Annotated in this window: 20 protein-coding genes; 6 read left to right on the top strand and 14 right to left on the bottom strand. The window is 59.2% G+C overall.

What is annotated here, in order from left to right:
- Positions 1-9 precede the first annotated feature (9 nt).
- Genes B5E65_RS12290 through B5E65_RS12245 form a run of 12 tightly spaced genes read right to left on the bottom strand, consistent with a single transcriptional unit; the run spans position 10 to position 8,799 of the window.
- Positions 10-1,596 (bottom strand): DEAD/DEAH box helicase, encoded by a 1,587-nt coding sequence (locus B5E65_RS12290; RefSeq protein WP_087172086.1) that lies wholly within the window; start codon positions 1,594-1,596, stop codon positions 10-12.
- An 8-nt stretch (positions 1,597-1,604) separates the two neighbouring features.
- Entirely contained in the window at positions 1,605-2,084 is a 480-nt protein-coding gene (locus tag B5E65_RS12285) for a hypothetical protein (protein ID WP_087172059.1), read from the bottom strand.
- Positions 2,085-2,102: 18 nt separating this feature from the next.
- On the bottom strand, positions 2,103-3,200 hold the full coding sequence (locus B5E65_RS12280) for an ATP-binding protein (RefSeq protein WP_087172058.1): 1,098 nt from the start codon (positions 3,198-3,200) through the stop codon (positions 2,103-2,105).
- 1 nt (position 3,201) lies between these two features.
- Positions 3,202-4,503: an ATP-binding protein gene (locus tag B5E65_RS12275; RefSeq protein WP_087172057.1), complete on the bottom strand. Its 1,302-nt coding sequence runs from the start codon at positions 4,501-4,503 to the stop codon at positions 3,202-3,204.
- Positions 4,478-6,370: a hypothetical protein gene (locus tag B5E65_RS12270; RefSeq protein WP_087172056.1), complete on the bottom strand. Its 1,893-nt coding sequence runs from the start codon at positions 6,368-6,370 to the stop codon at positions 4,478-4,480. Before B5E65_RS12270 ends, B5E65_RS12275 begins: the two co-directional genes overlap by 26 nt.
- Positions 6,367-6,666, bottom strand: coding sequence for a DUF3846 domain-containing protein (locus tag B5E65_RS12265; RefSeq protein ID WP_087172055.1), 300 nt, complete (start codon positions 6,664-6,666; stop codon positions 6,367-6,369). Before B5E65_RS12265 ends, B5E65_RS12270 begins: the two co-directional genes overlap by 4 nt.
- Complete coding sequence (locus B5E65_RS12260; protein ID WP_087172054.1) at positions 6,650-7,321, bottom strand: sigma factor-like helix-turn-helix DNA-binding protein; 672 nt, start codon at positions 7,319-7,321, stop codon at positions 6,650-6,652. Before B5E65_RS12260 ends, B5E65_RS12265 begins: the two co-directional genes overlap by 17 nt.
- The gene (locus B5E65_RS12255; protein ID WP_087172053.1) at positions 7,308-7,604 is read right to left on the bottom strand and encodes a hypothetical protein; all 297 of its coding nucleotides are present in this window, start codon (positions 7,602-7,604) and stop codon (positions 7,308-7,310) included. Before B5E65_RS12255 ends, B5E65_RS12260 begins: the two co-directional genes overlap by 14 nt.
- A 15-nt stretch (positions 7,605-7,619) precedes the next feature.
- On the bottom strand, positions 7,620-7,742 hold the full coding sequence (locus B5E65_RS16730; RefSeq protein WP_275532873.1) for a hypothetical protein: 123 nt from the start codon (positions 7,740-7,742) through the stop codon (positions 7,620-7,622).
- A complete protein-coding gene (locus B5E65_RS16245; RefSeq protein ID WP_158098594.1) occupies positions 7,739-7,903 on the bottom strand; it encodes a hypothetical protein in 165 nt (54 codons plus the stop codon). The genes B5E65_RS16730 and B5E65_RS16245 overlap by 4 nt, the downstream gene beginning before the upstream one ends.
- A complete protein-coding gene (locus B5E65_RS12250) occupies positions 7,884-8,105 on the bottom strand; it encodes a helix-turn-helix domain-containing protein (RefSeq protein WP_087172052.1) in 222 nt (73 codons plus the stop codon). The genes B5E65_RS16245 and B5E65_RS12250 overlap by 20 nt, the downstream gene beginning before the upstream one ends.
- Positions 8,095-8,799: a BRO-N domain-containing protein gene (locus B5E65_RS12245; RefSeq protein WP_087172051.1), complete on the bottom strand. Its 705-nt coding sequence runs from the start codon at positions 8,797-8,799 to the stop codon at positions 8,095-8,097. The genes B5E65_RS12250 and B5E65_RS12245 overlap by 11 nt, the downstream gene beginning before the upstream one ends.
- Before the next feature lie 66 nt (positions 8,800-8,865).
- On the opposite strand from B5E65_RS12245, the gene B5E65_RS12240 reads away from it, so the two are divergent.
- A complete protein-coding gene (locus tag B5E65_RS12240) occupies positions 8,866-9,081 on the top strand; it encodes a hypothetical protein (RefSeq protein WP_087172050.1) in 216 nt (71 codons plus the stop codon).
- On the opposite strand, the gene B5E65_RS12235 is transcribed toward B5E65_RS12240, so the two are convergent.
- Complete coding sequence (locus B5E65_RS12235; protein WP_087172049.1) at positions 9,073-9,255, bottom strand: hypothetical protein; 183 nt, start codon at positions 9,253-9,255, stop codon at positions 9,073-9,075. The two genes, B5E65_RS12240 and B5E65_RS12235, sit on opposite strands and share 9 nt — an antisense overlap.
- A 243-nt stretch (positions 9,256-9,498) precedes the next feature.
- Here B5E65_RS12235 and B5E65_RS12230 point away from each other — a divergent pair, with 243 nt between their 5' ends.
- From B5E65_RS12230 to B5E65_RS12215, 4 genes are all read left to right on the top strand, one after another.
- Positions 9,499-9,831, top strand: coding sequence for a hypothetical protein (locus tag B5E65_RS12230; RefSeq protein WP_087172048.1), 333 nt, complete (start codon positions 9,499-9,501; stop codon positions 9,829-9,831).
- A 669-nt stretch (positions 9,832-10,500) separates the two neighbouring features.
- Positions 10,501-12,225, top strand: a complete 1,725-nt coding sequence (locus B5E65_RS12225) for a recombinase family protein (protein WP_158098593.1) — start codon at positions 10,501-10,503, stop codon at positions 12,223-12,225.
- A 4-nt stretch (positions 12,226-12,229) separates the two neighbouring features.
- On the top strand, positions 12,230-12,706 hold the full coding sequence (locus tag B5E65_RS12220; RefSeq protein WP_087172046.1) for an NUDIX hydrolase: 477 nt from the start codon (positions 12,230-12,232) through the stop codon (positions 12,704-12,706).
- 32 nt (positions 12,707-12,738) lie between these two features.
- The gene (locus B5E65_RS12215; protein WP_087172045.1) at positions 12,739-13,362 is read left to right on the top strand and encodes a GNAT family N-acetyltransferase; all 624 of its coding nucleotides are present in this window, start codon (positions 12,739-12,741) and stop codon (positions 13,360-13,362) included.
- Positions 13,363-13,410: 48 nt separating this feature from the next.
- On the opposite strand, the gene B5E65_RS12210 is transcribed toward B5E65_RS12215, so the two are convergent.
- Positions 13,411-14,079, bottom strand: coding sequence for a metallophosphoesterase family protein (locus B5E65_RS12210; RefSeq protein WP_087172044.1), 669 nt, complete (start codon positions 14,077-14,079; stop codon positions 13,411-13,413).
- Between the two features lie 198 nt (positions 14,080-14,277).
- Here B5E65_RS12210 and B5E65_RS12205 point away from each other — a divergent pair, with 198 nt between their 5' ends.
- Positions 14,278-15,636, top strand: coding sequence for a D-alanyl-D-alanine carboxypeptidase family protein (locus B5E65_RS12205; RefSeq protein WP_087172043.1), 1,359 nt, complete (start codon positions 14,278-14,280; stop codon positions 15,634-15,636).
- Positions 15,637-15,654: the final 18 nt, after the last annotated feature.

The following is a 15,654-nucleotide window of genomic DNA, read 5'->3' as shown; positions in this document are numbered from 1 at the left end:
CTATCTCCTTTATGGGGCATAGGTCGCCGGATCCACGCCGGACGGCGCCCCTCGCCAGCCACCGGCAGCTATTCGGTCGATCATGTGCTTTGCAGCCTCAAATGGCCAGCTGCCTACATGGCGAAAGCCGTAGTTTTCCAGGCAGCGGATCTGCTTGGGGGTCGTGAGTCCGGCGTCCCGGCGCTTCGCCAACCGATCCAGCAGCAGGGTGGCCTTGCCCGCGTTGTCCACCGCGTCGGGCAGGATACCCCACTTCTCCAGAGCAGCGGTCTGTTTGCTGCTGGGCGGACCCATCTCCCAGCCAAAAGAAGGCACATATCCGGACAGATCCTCCGCCTGGATGCTCATTTCATACTGCAGCGGGTCGACCAGCCGACGCTTGCGCCGCCGCATCTCCGCGAGCTGCTTCGCCAGGGCTTCTTCACGCTGGGCGACCACGTCTGCCTGAGCCTGTTCCTCCGCCTCGATGATATCCTCCGGACATCCGGTGGCCGCCAGGCTCTCGGTCATCTTTTCGGCGACCTCCCGGCTTTCACAGATCAGGTCTGCAGGCCGGCACAGCTCGTGCCGTTCCGTGTGCCAGAGGAAGTCCAGCAACAGCAAGTCTTGCTTTCCGGTATCGGGCGAAAGGCGGGTGCCCCGCCCCACCATCTGGCTGTACAGGCTGCGTACCTTGGTGGGCCGCAGCACAACCACACAATCTACTGCCGGGCAGTCCCACCCCTCGGTGAGCAACATGGAGTTGCAGAGCACGTTGTACCGGCCGGCGGCAAAGTCTGCCAGGACCTGGGCCCGGTCGTCACTCTGACCGTTAACCTCGGCGGCGCGGAATCCATGGGCATTCAGAATATCCCGGAACTTCTGACTGGTCTTGATGAGCGGCAGAAATACCACCGTCCGACGGTCGGCGCAGGCTGTCGCCATCTCGCCGGCGATCTGTTCCAGGTAGGGATCCAGGGCTGTGCCAAGGCCGTTCACCGCAAAATCGCCGCCACTCATCCCCACCTGGCTGATGTCCAGCTGCAGGGGGATAGTTTGAGCTTTGATAGGGCAGAGGTATCCTTCCCGAATAGCCTGCGGCAGCGTGTACTCATAGGCCAGGCTGTCAAATACCTCTCCAAGGTTGCGAAGATCTCCCCGGTCGGGGGTAGCGGTGACCCCCAGCACACGGGCGCCAGGGAAATGTTCCAGCACTCGCCGGTATCCGTCAGTGACCGCGTGGTGGGCCTCATCAATGATGATGGTTCCAAAGTAGTCCTCTGGGAATGTATCCAGCCGCTGAGGTCGCTGCATGCTTTGCACACTGCCTACCACCACCCGAAACCAACTGCCCAGGCAGCTGCTCTCGGCTTTTTCCACAGCGGAGGCCAAACCTGTGGAACGCTGAATCTTATCGGCAGCCTGCTCCAGCAGCTCGCCCCGATGAGCGAGGACCAGGACGCGGTCTCCTGCGCGCACCTGGTCCTCTGCGATCGCGGCAAATACGATGGTTTTGCCAGTACCGGTGGGAAGGACCAGCAGCGTGCGCTGCCGGCCCTCATCCCACTGGGCATGGATCGCATCACGGGCATTCTGCTGATAGGGCCGCAAAGACAGGGCCGCCATTAAAAGCTCCCCTGTACCCAGCCGCCCGATGCAGGCGCAGCCTTGGGCTCCGGAGGCGGCAGGAAACGAACAATCTCGTTGCTTCGTCCCGCGCTGCCATCCTTTTTAGTGAATTCATGGATGCCCAGCCGGCAGTGTCCGGTGCTGCCGGTTACATCTCCCCACCGGGGACGCAGCGGTTCCCCGTGCTTGCGCTGACCGATACTCTCAAAGAAAGAGCAGAGCAGGCCTTCGGTTTTGGTGTGCAGATACAGCCGATGGGTAACGATCGACGCCCCCTTTTCACCGCCATCCACCGTGATGGTCAGGATGGCCATATTGCAGGGCGGCAGCTTAGCACTTCCCTGAAACCTGGCTCGCTCCAGTTTGGTTACCCGGAAGGGATACTCACCGTCCGGCAGCAGAACAAAGTCCGGGCCATCCTTCTCGATCACATCGTCCCAGCCAATCTCGCGGCTTACTTCGGTATATTCGTTCATCTGTATTTCCTCCTTCTGTTAAAACGGTACGTCACGGTTATTCAGGATCATCTCGTACACCTGCGGCCAGGCACCCACCAGGCAGCCGTCGATAAAGTCCCGGGGATAGTCCTTCACCGGCATATCCGCCGGGAAATAGCCTCGTGCCCCAACTACGGTCTGGATCTCATCCAGTCCTACATTGTTGGCCACCAGCAGCTGCCGCAGATTGGAAGGGATCCCCAGAGTAGCCAGTGCAGCATCGGTCTTAGCCTTCCAATCCTCCCCCATCAGCTGCTGCATGGGAGTAGGTTCCGGCTGAACAACAGGCGGCGGAACATCATCCACCATTACGGCGGGACGGGAAACAGGCGCCGGGTTGCCCGGGGCGGCAGATGCGGCAGCGGCTGACTCGCCGAAAATGGCGGCAATGCTCTCAAACTCGAAGGGCAACTCTGATGCCAGGCCGAAACGGTTCTTGGCATCCCAACAGGGGTGGTGACAGGTGTACATGACCCGGCGCCCCCCCTGGGCCTTGCTCTTGGCGTTCTTGCCCTCGCCGTCCCGCACCACGATGGTCTTGTAGTTTGCGAACAGCAGCATGTCACACCATTCCCGCAGCAGCGGCGCCACCTGCTTGGAGGTCTTCATGCTCCAACGGTCATAAGCGCCCATTTCATCCGGCTGCTCAAACTTGGTGATCTGGGCATGGGCGGTCACCACGATATGGCGGCCGCTGTTTCGCACCTCATCCAGAGCATCCAGCAGCCGGCCAAATTCCTCTTTCACATAAACGTATCCCTTGCCATAGCCAAAGTCCTCGATGCCCTTCACCTGAGCCTTATCGCAAACGGCACGGATACAAAGGCGCTCGGCCCAGTCGGCGGTATCCACTACGAGGGTGCCGCAGGGCACACCACCCCGGGCTACCTCTGCCACCTCGTCCAACAGCATGGCCCAGCTGGTAGGTGACGGCAGGCGGCGCACCGCCAGCCGACCGCTGCCGCCCTCGGTGTCGATAAAGACCGGGTCGGGGAAACGGCTGGCGAAGGTGGTCTTGCCGATGCCTTCCGGGCCGTAGATCACCGTGCGCACAGGCTGCGGGATCGTGCCCTCGGTCACTGCGTATTTTCCCATATCAGAACGCTCCTTTCTGCCAGGCGCGCGGCGCGGCGGCCGCCATCCGGCTCTCGGTATCCTGGCCGGAAACCCGGCCGTCTTCGATGATGATCCGGCACTCGCCGCCGGTGCTCACCCGGGTGGCGATGGCCTGCAGGCCCTCGGCCTCCAGCCAGGCGCCAAACTGCCGTAGGGTGTCCAGATCCATCTGCTCCAGCTTGTCCAGCAGAACAAAGCCGCAGTCGGGGTTGATACGCCGCACGATGGCGGTAGCCACCCGCAGCTGATCCGAACCGGACATATCTCCCCAGCGCCGCCCCTGATAGGTCAGGCAGCCCTCCTCCACAGAGAGACCAGGCAGTGGCAGGTCGGCACCTTCCAGCAGAGCCAGCCGGTCCTTGCGAAGCTGCTCCACCTGCCCTGTGAGCTGCTCATATTCTGCTGCCAGGGCGGCCGCCTCGTCCGCGGCGCGAGCTTTGTCCATATTCGCCCGCACCTTCCGGTTGACCTCCTCGATATCCCGAATACTGGCTTCCAGCTCGGCGGTGCTCTCGTCCACCAGGTCTTGCGCTGACCGCCTGGCCGTTTGCAGGTCCGCCATGGCGGCCGTGCACTGCTCACTGGCCTGGCGCAGCTGCTCGGCCAGGCTGTCCACCCGGGCCTGCAGGGCAGCGACCTGCTGCTCCAGCTGAGCCTGCCGGTCCCGCTTGCGCTGGTTTTCGCCGTTCCGCGCCAGGATCTCCTGTTGGCGGCGGATCAGCTCCGCAGCGCTCACCGGTTCGTCCGGCGCCTCCGGGTATTCGAGCATTTCCTCCGCAAAGGCCTGCTTCTGCCGGGCGATCTGGCCGATGGCGGTGCGCCGGTCAAAGACCGCTTTGATCTCCCGGTCCAGAGCGGCCAGACGGTCCCCCACGCCGATGATCTTCAGAAGCGTGTCAGCCTTCTCCTTATCGCTGGCCGCCATGAAGCGGGGCAGGTCCAGCGCCAGCTGCTCCACGAACTCGTTGAGCAGCTGCTGACCAGCCTTGTGGCCCGCGGGGTCGGTAACAGTGAGGGCGCTGTTCTTGCCCTTCCTTTCGACCACGAGGCCGTTGGACAGGGTGACGTGCAGCCGGGGCGGCGTGTTCGCGCCCTCCCGCTGCGCGGCGGCCGGGCGGTACTTCTCCCCGCCCAGGGCCCAGGCAATGGCGTCCAGCACGCTGGTCTTGCCCTGGCCGTTATTCCCGCCGATCACGGTCAGGCCGGTGGAGGCTGGCTCGATCTGTACCGCTTTGATACGTTTTACATTTTCAGCCTCAAGGCTGGTGATCTTCACAGGCATGGATAAGTTCCTCCTTTACTTCCATGAGTTTCTGTAACAGCAGATTTTTCGCGCCGTTTTTCTGATCGGGCGCAAGCCGGGCGATTTGCGGTTTAAGTGTCCGCCAAAGATTGTCCAGGCTGCGGGCGGTTAGGATAAAAGCGTCGTAAGCATCCCGAGCAGCCTGCTCCTGTTCTTCCTGCTGTCGAGGCATTTGTTTGGCCAGTTCTTCTTCCAACCGCTGCGTCACCATCCTGTCCACCTCGTCGGAATCCACTGCGGCGGCCTGGATGGGCCGGTTCTCCAACTCCTGGAGCCGGGCCTGCCGTGCTTCCGCTTTTTCCTGCCACTGATCCCCCCTCCGCTTGGCAGCCTGCAAGGCATCCCGGGCGCCGTCGCGCTCTTTTTGGGCCTCTCGGGCGTCGGATTCCGCCTTTTTCGCCCATGCCTGGGCCTCGTCGGCCCGGCGGTCTGCGGCTTCACTCATTTCCAGCAGCTCCTGGATTTTGGCGTCCCGCTCCTTGAGCGCGGCCATGGCCTCCCGGTACTGCTTGTGGGTGGTGATGTCCAGGCTTTCCACTTTTGCCTTGATCTCCGGGGGCGTTGTCGCTCTGGATGCGTCATAAAGCAATGTCAAAGGCTGGACTTCTATCAAATTCTTTCCATCATACTGTATGTTGCCGAATTGTTCGGCAACTCTCACCATGTTATCCCCGGTGTCACGGCTGATTCCAACCAACTCACACCACTTTCCCCAGCTGCCGCGATAGTTGCTTGCCGTTCGGTCGTGAGCACGTTTGGCCGCCATCACGCGGGCCATACTGCCAGCCATAAACACCTGTGCATCCGCCAGCAGCGCCGCATTTGTTTCAGCATCTGCTCCAAAATCAAAGGCCAAGGAATCCAAAGGCCGGGCTTCCAAAGATGCAGGTTCTGCAGCGGACAGGCTTTGTGTTGCAGCTCCAGCATCCGCAGGGGAGGCGGGGGCCGGAGATTTTTCTGCACTGGTCTGCATAACAATAGCCGGGGAAGCTACGTCGTTCGCAGTGGCACTCGTTTCCGTGGTCACAGCAGCGCCCACTCTCTGGGCATTCTTCGCGTTCTTGTTCCATTCCTTCTCCTCCGTCGGCTCCCAGCCGTTCTGTTTTGCCCTGGCCTCCAGCACCTCCGCGATGGTCTCGCTGATGGTGGCTTTGGTCTTCGCCTCCGCCGGCCAGGGCTTCCACTCAGCGCTGCTCACCGGGTCGATGTACTCGATGCAGAAGCAACCGTCCTGTCCAGCCTTGGGGCTTACGCGATACATCCACCCGGTAGATGGGTCTTTATAAACCATGGTGTTCTCCTTCCTCTGCGCCCGCGTCTTGCCCGCCTCGATGGCGGCCAGGATGTGGGCTTTTTCTTCTTCCGGGGTCATATCCCGGCGGTGCTTGTCAGGGCCGAAGAACTCCGCCAGCAGAGCCGCCTTGGCGGCAACGCCTTTCTTGTTCTGCGCGCATAAGACTGACAGGCTGTAACGTCCTTTGTCGTAAAATTCAATGCCCCGCATACTGCCGCGGGAAAAATCAGCGCGCAGCGTCTCGTTGGCATGGTCGTAGATCCACGCCTGCACCTCATCCAGAAAGTCCAGATCCAGGCTTACGATGTGCAGCGAACATTTATCGTCCGCGCGTCCATGGTAAGTAGAGGCGTACTCCAGAGTTGGCGACATCCGGCACTCATAGCCTTTGACATCCTGGGTGTACCCCTTCTGCTGATCATCCCAGACCATAGGTCCCCAGGGCAGCAGGTACGGGCAGCCCTCGCAGCCGGCGGTGTCCCGGTTGCCGGTGTTGTCGGCGGTGGTGTTCTTTGTCACCACCCTGCCGCACTTGCAGATGTACTTGGTCATGGTGCAGCCCTCCCCAGCATGTGCAGGATCAGGGCGGCGTCTCCGTTATCCAGGCTACACATCTCGTCCCCGTCGATGCCCACCACCAGGATCGGGCCGACAAAGGAGATGCCCAGGAAATCGCAGTTGTATGGCAGGCCCCGCAGCCGACCCTCCTCGTTGCAGATGATTGCGGTGTCCACACTCAGGGTCACCGTCTCGATATAGCCGCCCACGGCCTGCTGCAGCGCCGCCAGGGTGTTCTCCATCTCCACCAGCTCAGGCGGTTGTCCGGGGTCCTTACGAATCACGCGCATTGGATTTCGCCTCCTCTTTCATGAGCTCGATGCCGGTTTTCAGTCCGTCCCGGAATCCATGTATACGTTCCGACAGATTGTCCAGCATATCTTCCTCGGATTCATTGAATATGTCGATCCCAATGAAGCCCGACAGGAACGTGTCAAATCCATCCACGCCATCGTTTACTTCCCTGAGGACTCTCTCGTATAGAGGCTTTCGCTCAGCAGGGGAGGGTGCCGGTGGCTTTTTGGAGGAGCCAGAATTCGCTGTCTTCTTCACTTTGTTCTCTGGCGCCGCAGCGGGCGCAGCAGTCTGCTCCGCCTCGACTTCTTCGGCAAACCGGGAAAATTCCGCCTGCTTCTTTCTGGCTTTATTTACCCAGGCATTGACATTCCCATATGGAACGCCAAAACGCTCTGCTGCCTGCTGGTACGTCATGCCGTCCAGGATTACCGCTTTCACCACGCTGTCCTTTACCGATTGGTCGTAACTGCGCGGCACTTTTTTCGGTTTCGGCGCAGGCATTTCAATCTCGAGTACCTTGCAAATCTCCTCTTTGGTCGTAGCGTACAAATCTGCAAGAATAGAAATCTGCTTTTTCGGGTTGGCGGCATCCCGATAGGCCGCCTGGATCTCGGAGATCTGCTCCGGAGTGAAATCAGTCTTGGCCATCGATGTACCCCCTTTCCGCCGCCCGGGCCAGAGCCCGGGCCAGCCAGCCACATACACCGGCCAACACCAGCGGGCCGGTCACGCCACCGGCAGTGCCCTCGATGATGGCGCAAAGCCACCAGACGGACACCAAGGCGGCCAGGATAGCGCCACAGCGCAGCAGGTAGGTCTTGCAGGCCGCCGCGGTCTGGTGTACAATGGGGGCGGTAGGACGTCCAATCTTACCATCACCCTTGCCGTCACGGTGTTCCAGCACCGGGGCGGCATTCTTATTTCCCAACATTGGTCTCGCCTCCTCTCAAAAGAATGCTCCGATAATTACCAGCCTGACGACCTGGATCCACCACCACACGCCGCCAAGAAGCAGCGCGGGCAGAACGAACGCGGCCATGGCCAGCAGTACTGTCTCGTAAAATTTCACAGCCCAGCTTCCTTTCTCTGCTCGGCCAGGAGGTTATCCACCAAGGCTTTGGCGATCACCCTGCAGGCTCTGTCCCAGCTCTCGGGAGTCATGCGCTCCAGCTGAAGAACCTCACCGGTCTTTCGGTCGATGATGATGCAGTCACCTGTCGGCTTGTCCATGGTCTGCCTCCTTGGGTCGGGTAGCGTTGGCGTCGTAGAAGGCCAGGATGTCAGCGCCGCTGATACGATACGCCCGGGATTTGCCCAGCACCGATGCCCGCAGGCGTCTTTCGCGGATCAGCTGTTTAACCATTTCAACGCTGAGCTGCATGCGCTCCGCCGCCTGTTCTACGGTATAGAACACATTGGGTTCAATCGCCACTTTTTTCACCTGCCTTTCCGTGGCTGACGAGAAGGTTCTGTGCCATGTCGTCCAGAAGAATGTTCAAATCTTCATCCAGCACCGGCGTGGCCATTGCCACGATCTGGATCTGGTCGATATAGGAGTTGATGTCGTTCTGCGCCTGCTGGGTCAGTTCTTCAAAATCCCGCACCAGGTCGCACCATTTCCCATAATCGGCCTTGGCGGCCATGTACCGGCCCTTCGCTTCGCCCCGTGCCTTGCGCACATTGGTCATAGATTTCTGAAGGCTCACCAGGTTGCGCTTGCTGTCGGCCAGCAGGCTGAACCAATCGCGCAGCGCCTGGTTGCTCCGGCGCAGGCGTTCCAGTTCGGCGGGGTCTGCTCCGTACATTCCGTTTTTGCGGATGGCCGGCAGGACTTCATCGAACACCCAGCGCTCGAACTTCCCCGCACTGGGCAGCTTGCTGTGGGTGATGAGCCGGTACAGGTCGCCTTCGGGGAGGAAGTTCATTGTCACTGTCTTGCTTACAGACTGGGGATGCGGTACGTCGCGTTTCACGACGTACCGGCAATGCCGGTTCAGAGCGTCCCGTTGGTTGCTGTACCCCAGCGCCTTGCAGGCGTCCGCGCCGCAGAACAGCGGCTTGCCGTCCTCGTACAGGACGCGAACGCTGCCAAAAGCGGCGTTGGTGTAGGTTTGGATTTCGGTCACTTTGTACCTCCTTGTGGTTGTCTCCCCTGCCGTGCTACAATGAGGCGGAAGGGAGGTGACAAAAAAATGGATAGAAAACAAATCCAACATGATCTGGCCTTGTCGTATGCGGAAACAAAATTGCGCATCGCTTTGGAACGGGGTGAAATTGGGCGTAACCCGGAAACAGAAGCCGATGAATCTTCGTATGCTTTGCTTCGCTGGTACCAGGACTGTATGTACACGCTGGCTGCAGTCAAAGATAAAGAATTCCTTGACTTCTGGGCCGCGGGGTTAAAGTAACCGGCTGTTCCTGTCCCGTTCCAGTTGGCCGTGCATATAGCGCAAAACTGTTTCGGCGTCCTCAAAATCAAGCTGCCTGCCCTTGAGCTGTTGCACCAGTTCAAGGGCAATGTTTTTCAGATGTTCGGCGCGAGTTTTCGTATGCTGAATGATATTCTTCTGATTCTCTTCCATCCTATTCACCTCCTCCCTTTTACGGAAATCCTTGCGTTTCCGGGCCTGTTGTGGTAAATTTGAGGTGCAAGGACAAATTAACAACAACAAGCACATACTGTGCAGGGCTTTTCCTGTATGGTCTGGTGTTTTTGTACCTGTTTTCGGGTACAAGGGTAGTATATCTAAAGTTTTTCGAGATTTCAATGCATAATCTCGAATTTCTTTAGATTTTACTGTTTGCACAATTCTGGGGGATGGAATATGTTCAGTTTTGAAAGGCTCATGTCGCTGGCGAAGGCCCAGAAAAGGAGCGCGTCTTATCTCTGCTCTTTGATTCCTCGGGCAAACAACTATATCAATGACCTTCGCCGCCAGAGGCGTGAACCAACCGCTGATATCGTGGCTATTTGGGCCGCCGCCCTCCACACCTCCCCCGCATACCTAATGGGCGAAACCGATGATCCTACAGAAACAAAAAAAGAGCCCACCGGCCTGGTGGCCGATGGGCTGAGCGATGAGGATCGTGAACTTATTGAGGCGTTTCGGGCGGCTTCGCCGGAGAAGCGGCAGGCGATTCTGGCGCTTCTAAAATGACCTGAATTTTTTTCCGCAGCTCTGGATCAGCATGCACTGCTGCCAGCAGCTTGCGTTCTTCTTCCGTGATGGTCACACTGATCCCTCCGCTCCTGGAAAATTGTGCAAGACCATCATATAACAACCATCGGTTGTTTTTCAATAGGCAATCTACCCAAATAGCAATCAGATTTTTCTGCATAGGTAGAGCGCCAAAAATCCCGATTATGGTACCCTTGCGGGTGTATCATATGACATAAAGCATTCTACTTTTTCAGGAGGAATCAACAATGAGATGTCCCAAATGCGGTAGTGAAAATGTCCAAATCCAGGCAGTTGCAGAACTTCAGAAACGTGGCTGTCTGAAAATTCTTCTCTACATTGTTCTTCTGTGTATTCCGGTGATCGGGTGGATCGCGCTGATTATGCTTTTGCGCGGCCGAAAGTCGAAAACCGTCAACTATGGTGTGTGTCAGTCTTGCGGGCACCGCTGGAGAGTTTAAGAGTATAAAAACGCCCCGCCGGCGGCAACCGGCAGGGCGTCAACAGAACAGGTCTACCCGAAAAGGTATAACCCCGTCCCAACAGCGAGATTATACCACCTTCCGGGTAGGCTTGTCAAAGTGCATCCATGTTCACGTCATGATTGTCGGGAACTTCTCTTCGACACGCCCAAAGGAAGGTGTTTTTATGCTCACAGCTTTCATCCTCACACGATACAGCACAGACAACCAGAATCCGGACACAACTGCCGTACAGGTGAAGAAATGCGCCGAGTACTGCCGGGCGCATCAGTTCACGATCCTGGACATCTTCTCCGATGAGGCGGTATCCGGGATGAAGCAGCATCGCCCGGAGTACGACCGAATGATGAACTTGTACCGGACTGGGAACGGAGCCGACACGGTGGTGATCTACGACCAGAGCCGCATGTTCCGCGATATGGTGGAGTGGTTCACCTTTCGGCGGGAGCTGCAGGCCCTGGGCGCGCGGGTGGTGAGCGTAACGCAGCCTCTGGTGGGCGGCGATCTGCTGGACCCGTCCGTCTTCATCAACGAGGGAGCAATGGCCCTCTTTAACCAGATGCACGTCCTGGTCACCCGCCAGAAGGTCGTGGAGAAGATGCGATTCATGGCCGGCCAGGGCCGCGCTTGCGGCGGCACTCCGCCCCTGGGCTATGATGTGGACGCCGATCGGCGCTATATCATCAATCCCTGGGAAGCCGAAACAGTGCGGAAGATCTTCACAATGCACGCCGCCGGCTCCAGTTATGGCGAGATCCTCACGGCACTGGCTGCCGAAGGCCGTACCACCAAAAGCGGGCGCCCATTCGGCAAAAACAGTCTGCACGATATACTGAAAAACGAGAAGTACATCGGGCGTCTGATATACGGCGCGGTGCCGCGGGCGCATGGCGGCGCAAAGCGGAACAGCCACGGCCGCCCCGCCGAGGGGCGTCTGGTGATCGAGAACGCTGTTCCCCGGATCGTAGATCAGCAGCTTTGGGAGGAGGTTCAGGCGCGTATGGCAAGCCGGCAGAACGAGGGCGGGCGCTACTCGGCCAAGAACGAGTATCTGCTTGCCGGAAAGGTATTTTGTGGGGAATGCGGCGGGGCCATGGTGGTGACGGGCTGCAACCAAAGTAAGGACGGACGCCAGTACCGGTACTACAACTGTGTCAACAAGCGACAGACGCGCACCTGCGCCTCCAAGGGCGTTGGCGTCGGTACCCTGGAGGTTATGGTGGCCAAGGCCGTAAAAGACCAGCTGGGGGGCTCTGATTCGGCCTCACGCATTGCCAAGGTGGCAACAACGTACCGCAACGAGATCCAGCAAAGCGCCGCGCCGAAAAATGATGCCCTCGCAACGGAGCTGAAAACGGTGGAAACACAGATCGGCAATCTGGTGAGCCTGCTTGCCAGCGGGACGAAAAGCGATGCGATAACCGCGCGCCTGGCCGAGCTGGAAGAGCGCCGGGCACAGCTGCAGACTTCCCTCCGGGTTCTGGAAGAAGCCGCCCGGACGGTGGGGCTTTCCGACGCCCAGATCGCCGAAGCGTCTGAAAAGCTGGCAGCCGCCAGCCCCGACACACCCGCCGGCCTGCGCACCTTGCTGGCCACAGTCTTGCGGGTAAATGTATTCGCCGACCATATTGAGGTTTATACCCTGTTCGGGGGAGGATCGCCAACCGAGCTTTCGCCTGATATCAAAACCGCGGCCCGTGAGTTTATAAACACGGTGGGTGTCGCTCCACCGGCACCAGTTCGTCGCGGACTTCGGTCCGTGCAAAAGCCTCGGTCTACTGACCGAGGCTTTCTTCATCCCTGCGTCGCTCCTCACTTCCCCACGAAATTTTGCTGTGCAAACTTTCGCGGGGCCCCGCCCTGCAGGCCGTTTCTGCTGACTGCGAGGTGAAAACATGGATATTTCTTTTCAAAACGGAAACGCAAAATTCAACTACCGGGCCTGCGCTGTAATCCTGCATGAGGGAAAGATCCTGGCAATGCGGGATGAGCGCTCCCCCTATTTTTACCTGCCCGGCGGCCGCGTTCAGATGGGCGAGACAGCCGAACAGGCTGTCTTGCGGGAGCTGGCAGAAGAACTGCGGATTACCGCCCGGATCGTCCGCCCGCTCTGGCTGAACCAGGGCTTTTTTCAGGAAGACGTGGACGGGCTGCACTATCACGAACTCTGCCTGTATTTTCTGGTGGATGTCTCCCATACCGATCTGCTCCGCCGGGGCGAGCGGTTTTCCCTGCCGGAGGGCAAGCACCAGCACACCTTCCAGTGGCTGGCCTGTGAACAATTGCAGCAGGAATATTTTTACCCGATTTTTCTGAAAAAGAAGATTTTTGACCTGCCCCAAACCTTCACACTGCAGGCGGAATATGAATAAGCCGGTTTTTACACCGGAGAAAGGCGGCCCTCATGCTTACCAAACAGGCTTATCTTGCCGACCCCTGCCGTGCTTCGTCACTCCCTTACTGGAAAGCCTGCCGGATTGTGCCGCCGCCGGGGACAGTGCTCATACACGAGGAAGATTTTATCCCGGCGAATTATCCTGACTGTCAGGATGAACCGTATTTCCGTCTGCGGCACAACTTGAAAGCTGTGCCCGCGCCCCAGCTGCCGGAGGGATTTTCCCCCTGCGCTCTTTCCCTTTCGGAGTACGCCTCACATATCAGCAGCTGCTATCAGGATATCGGCGTGACCGAATCCGAATTGCGGCAATTCACCAACCGGACGGTATACGATCCCACCCTGTGGATTGCGGCAAAAGACAGCCGGACCGGCGCGGTGGCCGCGACCGGCATTGCCGATCTGGACCGGGAGATCCGGAAGGGCATTCTGGAATGGATTCAGGTATCGCCGGAATACCGGGGATGTGGGCTGGGCCGTTGGCTGGTCTGCGAACTGTTGCGGCGTATGCAGGGCCGGGCAGATTTCGCCACCGTATCCGGCCGGTGCGGCAATCCCACTAATCCGGAGCAGCTTTACCGGGTCTGTGGTTTTACAGGCCGTGATGTATGGCACATCCTGACCTCTGTATGACAAAACCGCCGCGCCGGAGAAACGCTCTCCCGGCGCGGCGGTGCTTTTTTATTCCAGAGGGATCACGTCGCAGAAAACCGCGCGGGCTTTCTGGGTCAGGTGCAGGTCCCGGTGATAGCGGCCGAAGTACCACACCTTATACTGTACCCGGGTGGTCAGCCGGTCGAAAAAGGCGTGCAGCCAGTTGACCTGGGGCTTTTCGGCCATCTGGCTGAACTCCAGCAGACGGGCGGGGGCGTCGTGGGTGAGTATGTAGTCCACCTGATCGCCGCAGGCGGCCAGATTGTCGTCGCACCAGTCCAGCTCGTCGCTGGTGGGCATCTCGGCCCGCCACCAGTTCAGGCCTTCCTCCAGCTCTTCCTTATCGAAGCTTTCGCCGCCGCCGAAGCAGAGCAGCTTTTTGCCCTCCAGCTCCAGCACGCTGCCCCGCAGCACATGGTACAGGTTGCCCCCGATGTGCCGGGCACGGCCGCCGCAGAAATCCTCCACCGGGTATTCTTTCAGCAGGTCGTAGTTGTCATGGCAGCCGTCCAGAAACAGGATCTTATACCGGCGGCGGGCCAGCCAGGCCAGGTTTTTCTTTTCGGCCTTGCTGCCGTCCCATAAAAAGCCGAAATCCCCCAGCACGATCAGGGTGTCCCCCTTTTTCAGCCGGCGGATGGATTTTTCTTCAAAGCGTTCCCGCTCGCCGTGGGTGTCGGCGGTCACATAGATCATCGGAACCCTCCGTCTTTTTGTCAGAATTTGTGGCCGACGGGTTGTGAATCTTTCCATAAAACCCTTTATTCTTCCAATTTGTGCTGGTATAATAAAGGATAACATCCGCGCCCGGGCCGCGCCGTCAAGCCGTTTTTCGGCCATACCGGCGCGCCGGCCCTGTTTTTTATTCTATCGCTTTTCAGAGGAAATGTCTATATGAAAAAACTCGCCGCCTGCCTGGCCGTTCTGCTGCTGGGCTGTTCGCTGCTGGCCGTGCCCGCGGGCGCGGTCGGGTTCACCTCCACCTACACCCCCGCCGCCGAAGCGGTGTATATCGTGAACCTGGACACCAACATCATTGTATATGAAAAGAACAGCGAAACGCCGCTTTCCGCCGCCAGCCTGACCAAGCTGATGACGGTGCTGCTGCTGCTGGAAACCTACGGGGATGATCTGGACACCCCCACCGCCACCCTGACCTACGAGCACACCAACTACCTGTACGGCAAGAACGCTTCCCATGCGGATATCCGCCAGGGCGAAACTCACACCATGCGCACCCTGCTGTACTGCATGCTGCTGCCCAGCGCCAACGAGGCGGCCCTGATGGTGGCGGACGCCATCGGCGGCAGCCAGAGCAACTTTGTGTATATGATGAACGCCCGGGCCAAGGAACTGGGCTGCACCGGCACCACCTTCACCGACGCCTGCGGTCTGGACCCGAACAACCTGACCACCGCCCGGGATATGTACCTGATCCTGCGGGCGCTGCTGGAGTACGACATCTTCAAGGAGATCATCCGGCTGGAGAAGTGGGACGTGCCCGCCGCCGCCAAGCATACGGCGCCTTATATGATCCTGACCACCAACCTGACCATCCGGCCCAGCGCGGGCGCGGAGTTCTACCGCAGCTACTCCCAGGGCGGCAAGACCGGCAGCCTGGAGGACTGGAAGAACTACGCAGGCTGGCACACCCAGGACGGGGCCAGCTATATCAGCGTGGTGCTGCACAGCCCCAACAGCTGCGACCAGTACGGCATCAAATACACCAATGCCGACGGCACCCCCAAGTACAACCCGGCCTTGTATGAGACTGATATGATGATGGACTGGGTGTTTGACAGCTTCTCCATCCAGGCGGCGCTGGACACCCAGCAGCCCATTGAGGAGGTCAAGGTCAAGTACAGCGCCCAGACCGACACCCTGCTGCTCTACCCGGCGGATGACCTGCAGACCCTGCTGCCCAAGGACGGGGACGGCACCGAGACCCAGCGGGTATTTGACCTTCCGGAGAGCGTGGCCGCCCCGATCAAGCAGGGGGACGTGGTCGGCACGGTGACCGTATCCCTGAGCGGGCAGGTGCTGGGCACGGTGGAGCTGCTGGCCGGCTCGGACGTGGAGCGCAGCGAACTGCTGTTTGTGGCCGCCAAGATAAGCGAATTTTTCGGCAGCCGGTATTTCAAGGTGGTACTGGTGCTGACCATCCTGGCTTTTGTGGGATACCTCGTGGCCTGGGTGACCATCACCGTACAGGATAAACGCAAGAACCGCAACAAGATCCGCCGCCGGTACTGACGGCGCCCCCGGTTCCGC

This window comes from Gemmiger sp. An120 (assembly GCF_002160955.1).
Classification (GTDB): Bacteria; Bacillota; Clostridia; order Oscillospirales; family Ruminococcaceae; genus Gemmiger_A; species Gemmiger_A avium.
The sequence above is the reverse complement of the archived record's forward strand: the minus strand, read 5'-3'. Positions and strand labels throughout refer to the sequence as shown.

What these genes read in the sequence shown, in the direction of transcription:
- B5E65_RS12270 (WP_087172056.1), bottom strand. Translation starts at nt 6,370, where the DNA reads ATGACCAAGTACATCTGCAAGTGCGGCAGGGTGGTGACAAAGAACACC.
- B5E65_RS12225 (WP_158098593.1), top strand. Translation starts at nt 10,501, where the DNA reads ATGCTCACAGCTTTCATCCTCACACGATACAGCACAGACAACCAGAAT.
- B5E65_RS12205 (WP_087172043.1), top strand. Translation starts at nt 14,278, where the DNA reads ATGAAAAAACTCGCCGCCTGCCTGGCCGTTCTGCTGCTGGGCTGTTCG.
- B5E65_RS12280 (WP_087172058.1), bottom strand. Translation starts at nt 3,200, where the DNA reads ATGGGAAAATACGCAGTGACCGAGGGCACGATCCCGCAGCCTGTGCGC.
- B5E65_RS12275 (WP_087172057.1), bottom strand. Translation starts at nt 4,503, where the DNA reads ATGCCTGTGAAGATCACCAGCCTTGAGGCTGAAAATGTAAAACGTATC.
- B5E65_RS12230 (WP_087172048.1), top strand. Translation starts at nt 9,499, where the DNA reads ATGTTCAGTTTTGAAAGGCTCATGTCGCTGGCGAAGGCCCAGAAAAGG.
- B5E65_RS12255 (WP_087172053.1), bottom strand. Translation starts at nt 7,604, where the DNA reads ATGTTGGGAAATAAGAATGCCGCCCCGGTGCTGGAACACCGTGACGGC.
- B5E65_RS12220 (WP_087172046.1), top strand. Translation starts at nt 12,230, where the DNA reads ATGGATATTTCTTTTCAAAACGGAAACGCAAAATTCAACTACCGGGCC.
- B5E65_RS12210 (WP_087172044.1), bottom strand. Translation starts at nt 14,079, where the DNA reads ATGATCTATGTGACCGCCGACACCCACGGCGAGCGGGAACGCTTTGAA.
- B5E65_RS12260 (WP_087172054.1), bottom strand. Translation starts at nt 7,321, where the DNA reads ATGGCCAAGACTGATTTCACTCCGGAGCAGATCTCCGAGATCCAGGCG.
- B5E65_RS16245 (WP_158098594.1), bottom strand. Translation starts at nt 7,903, where the DNA reads ATGGACAAGCCGACAGGTGACTGCATCATCATCGACCGAAAGACCGGT.
- B5E65_RS12265 (WP_087172055.1), bottom strand. Translation starts at nt 6,666, where the DNA reads ATGCGCGTGATTCGTAAGGACCCCGGACAACCGCCTGAGCTGGTGGAG.
- B5E65_RS12235 (WP_087172049.1), bottom strand. Translation starts at nt 9,255, where the DNA reads ATGGAAGAGAATCAGAAGAATATCATTCAGCATACGAAAACTCGCGCC.
- B5E65_RS12240 (WP_087172050.1), top strand. Translation starts at nt 8,866, where the DNA reads ATGGATAGAAAACAAATCCAACATGATCTGGCCTTGTCGTATGCGGAA.
- B5E65_RS12215 (WP_087172045.1), top strand. Translation starts at nt 12,739, where the DNA reads ATGCTTACCAAACAGGCTTATCTTGCCGACCCCTGCCGTGCTTCGTCA.
- B5E65_RS12285 (WP_087172059.1), bottom strand. Translation starts at nt 2,084, where the DNA reads ATGAACGAATATACCGAAGTAAGCCGCGAGATTGGCTGGGACGATGTG.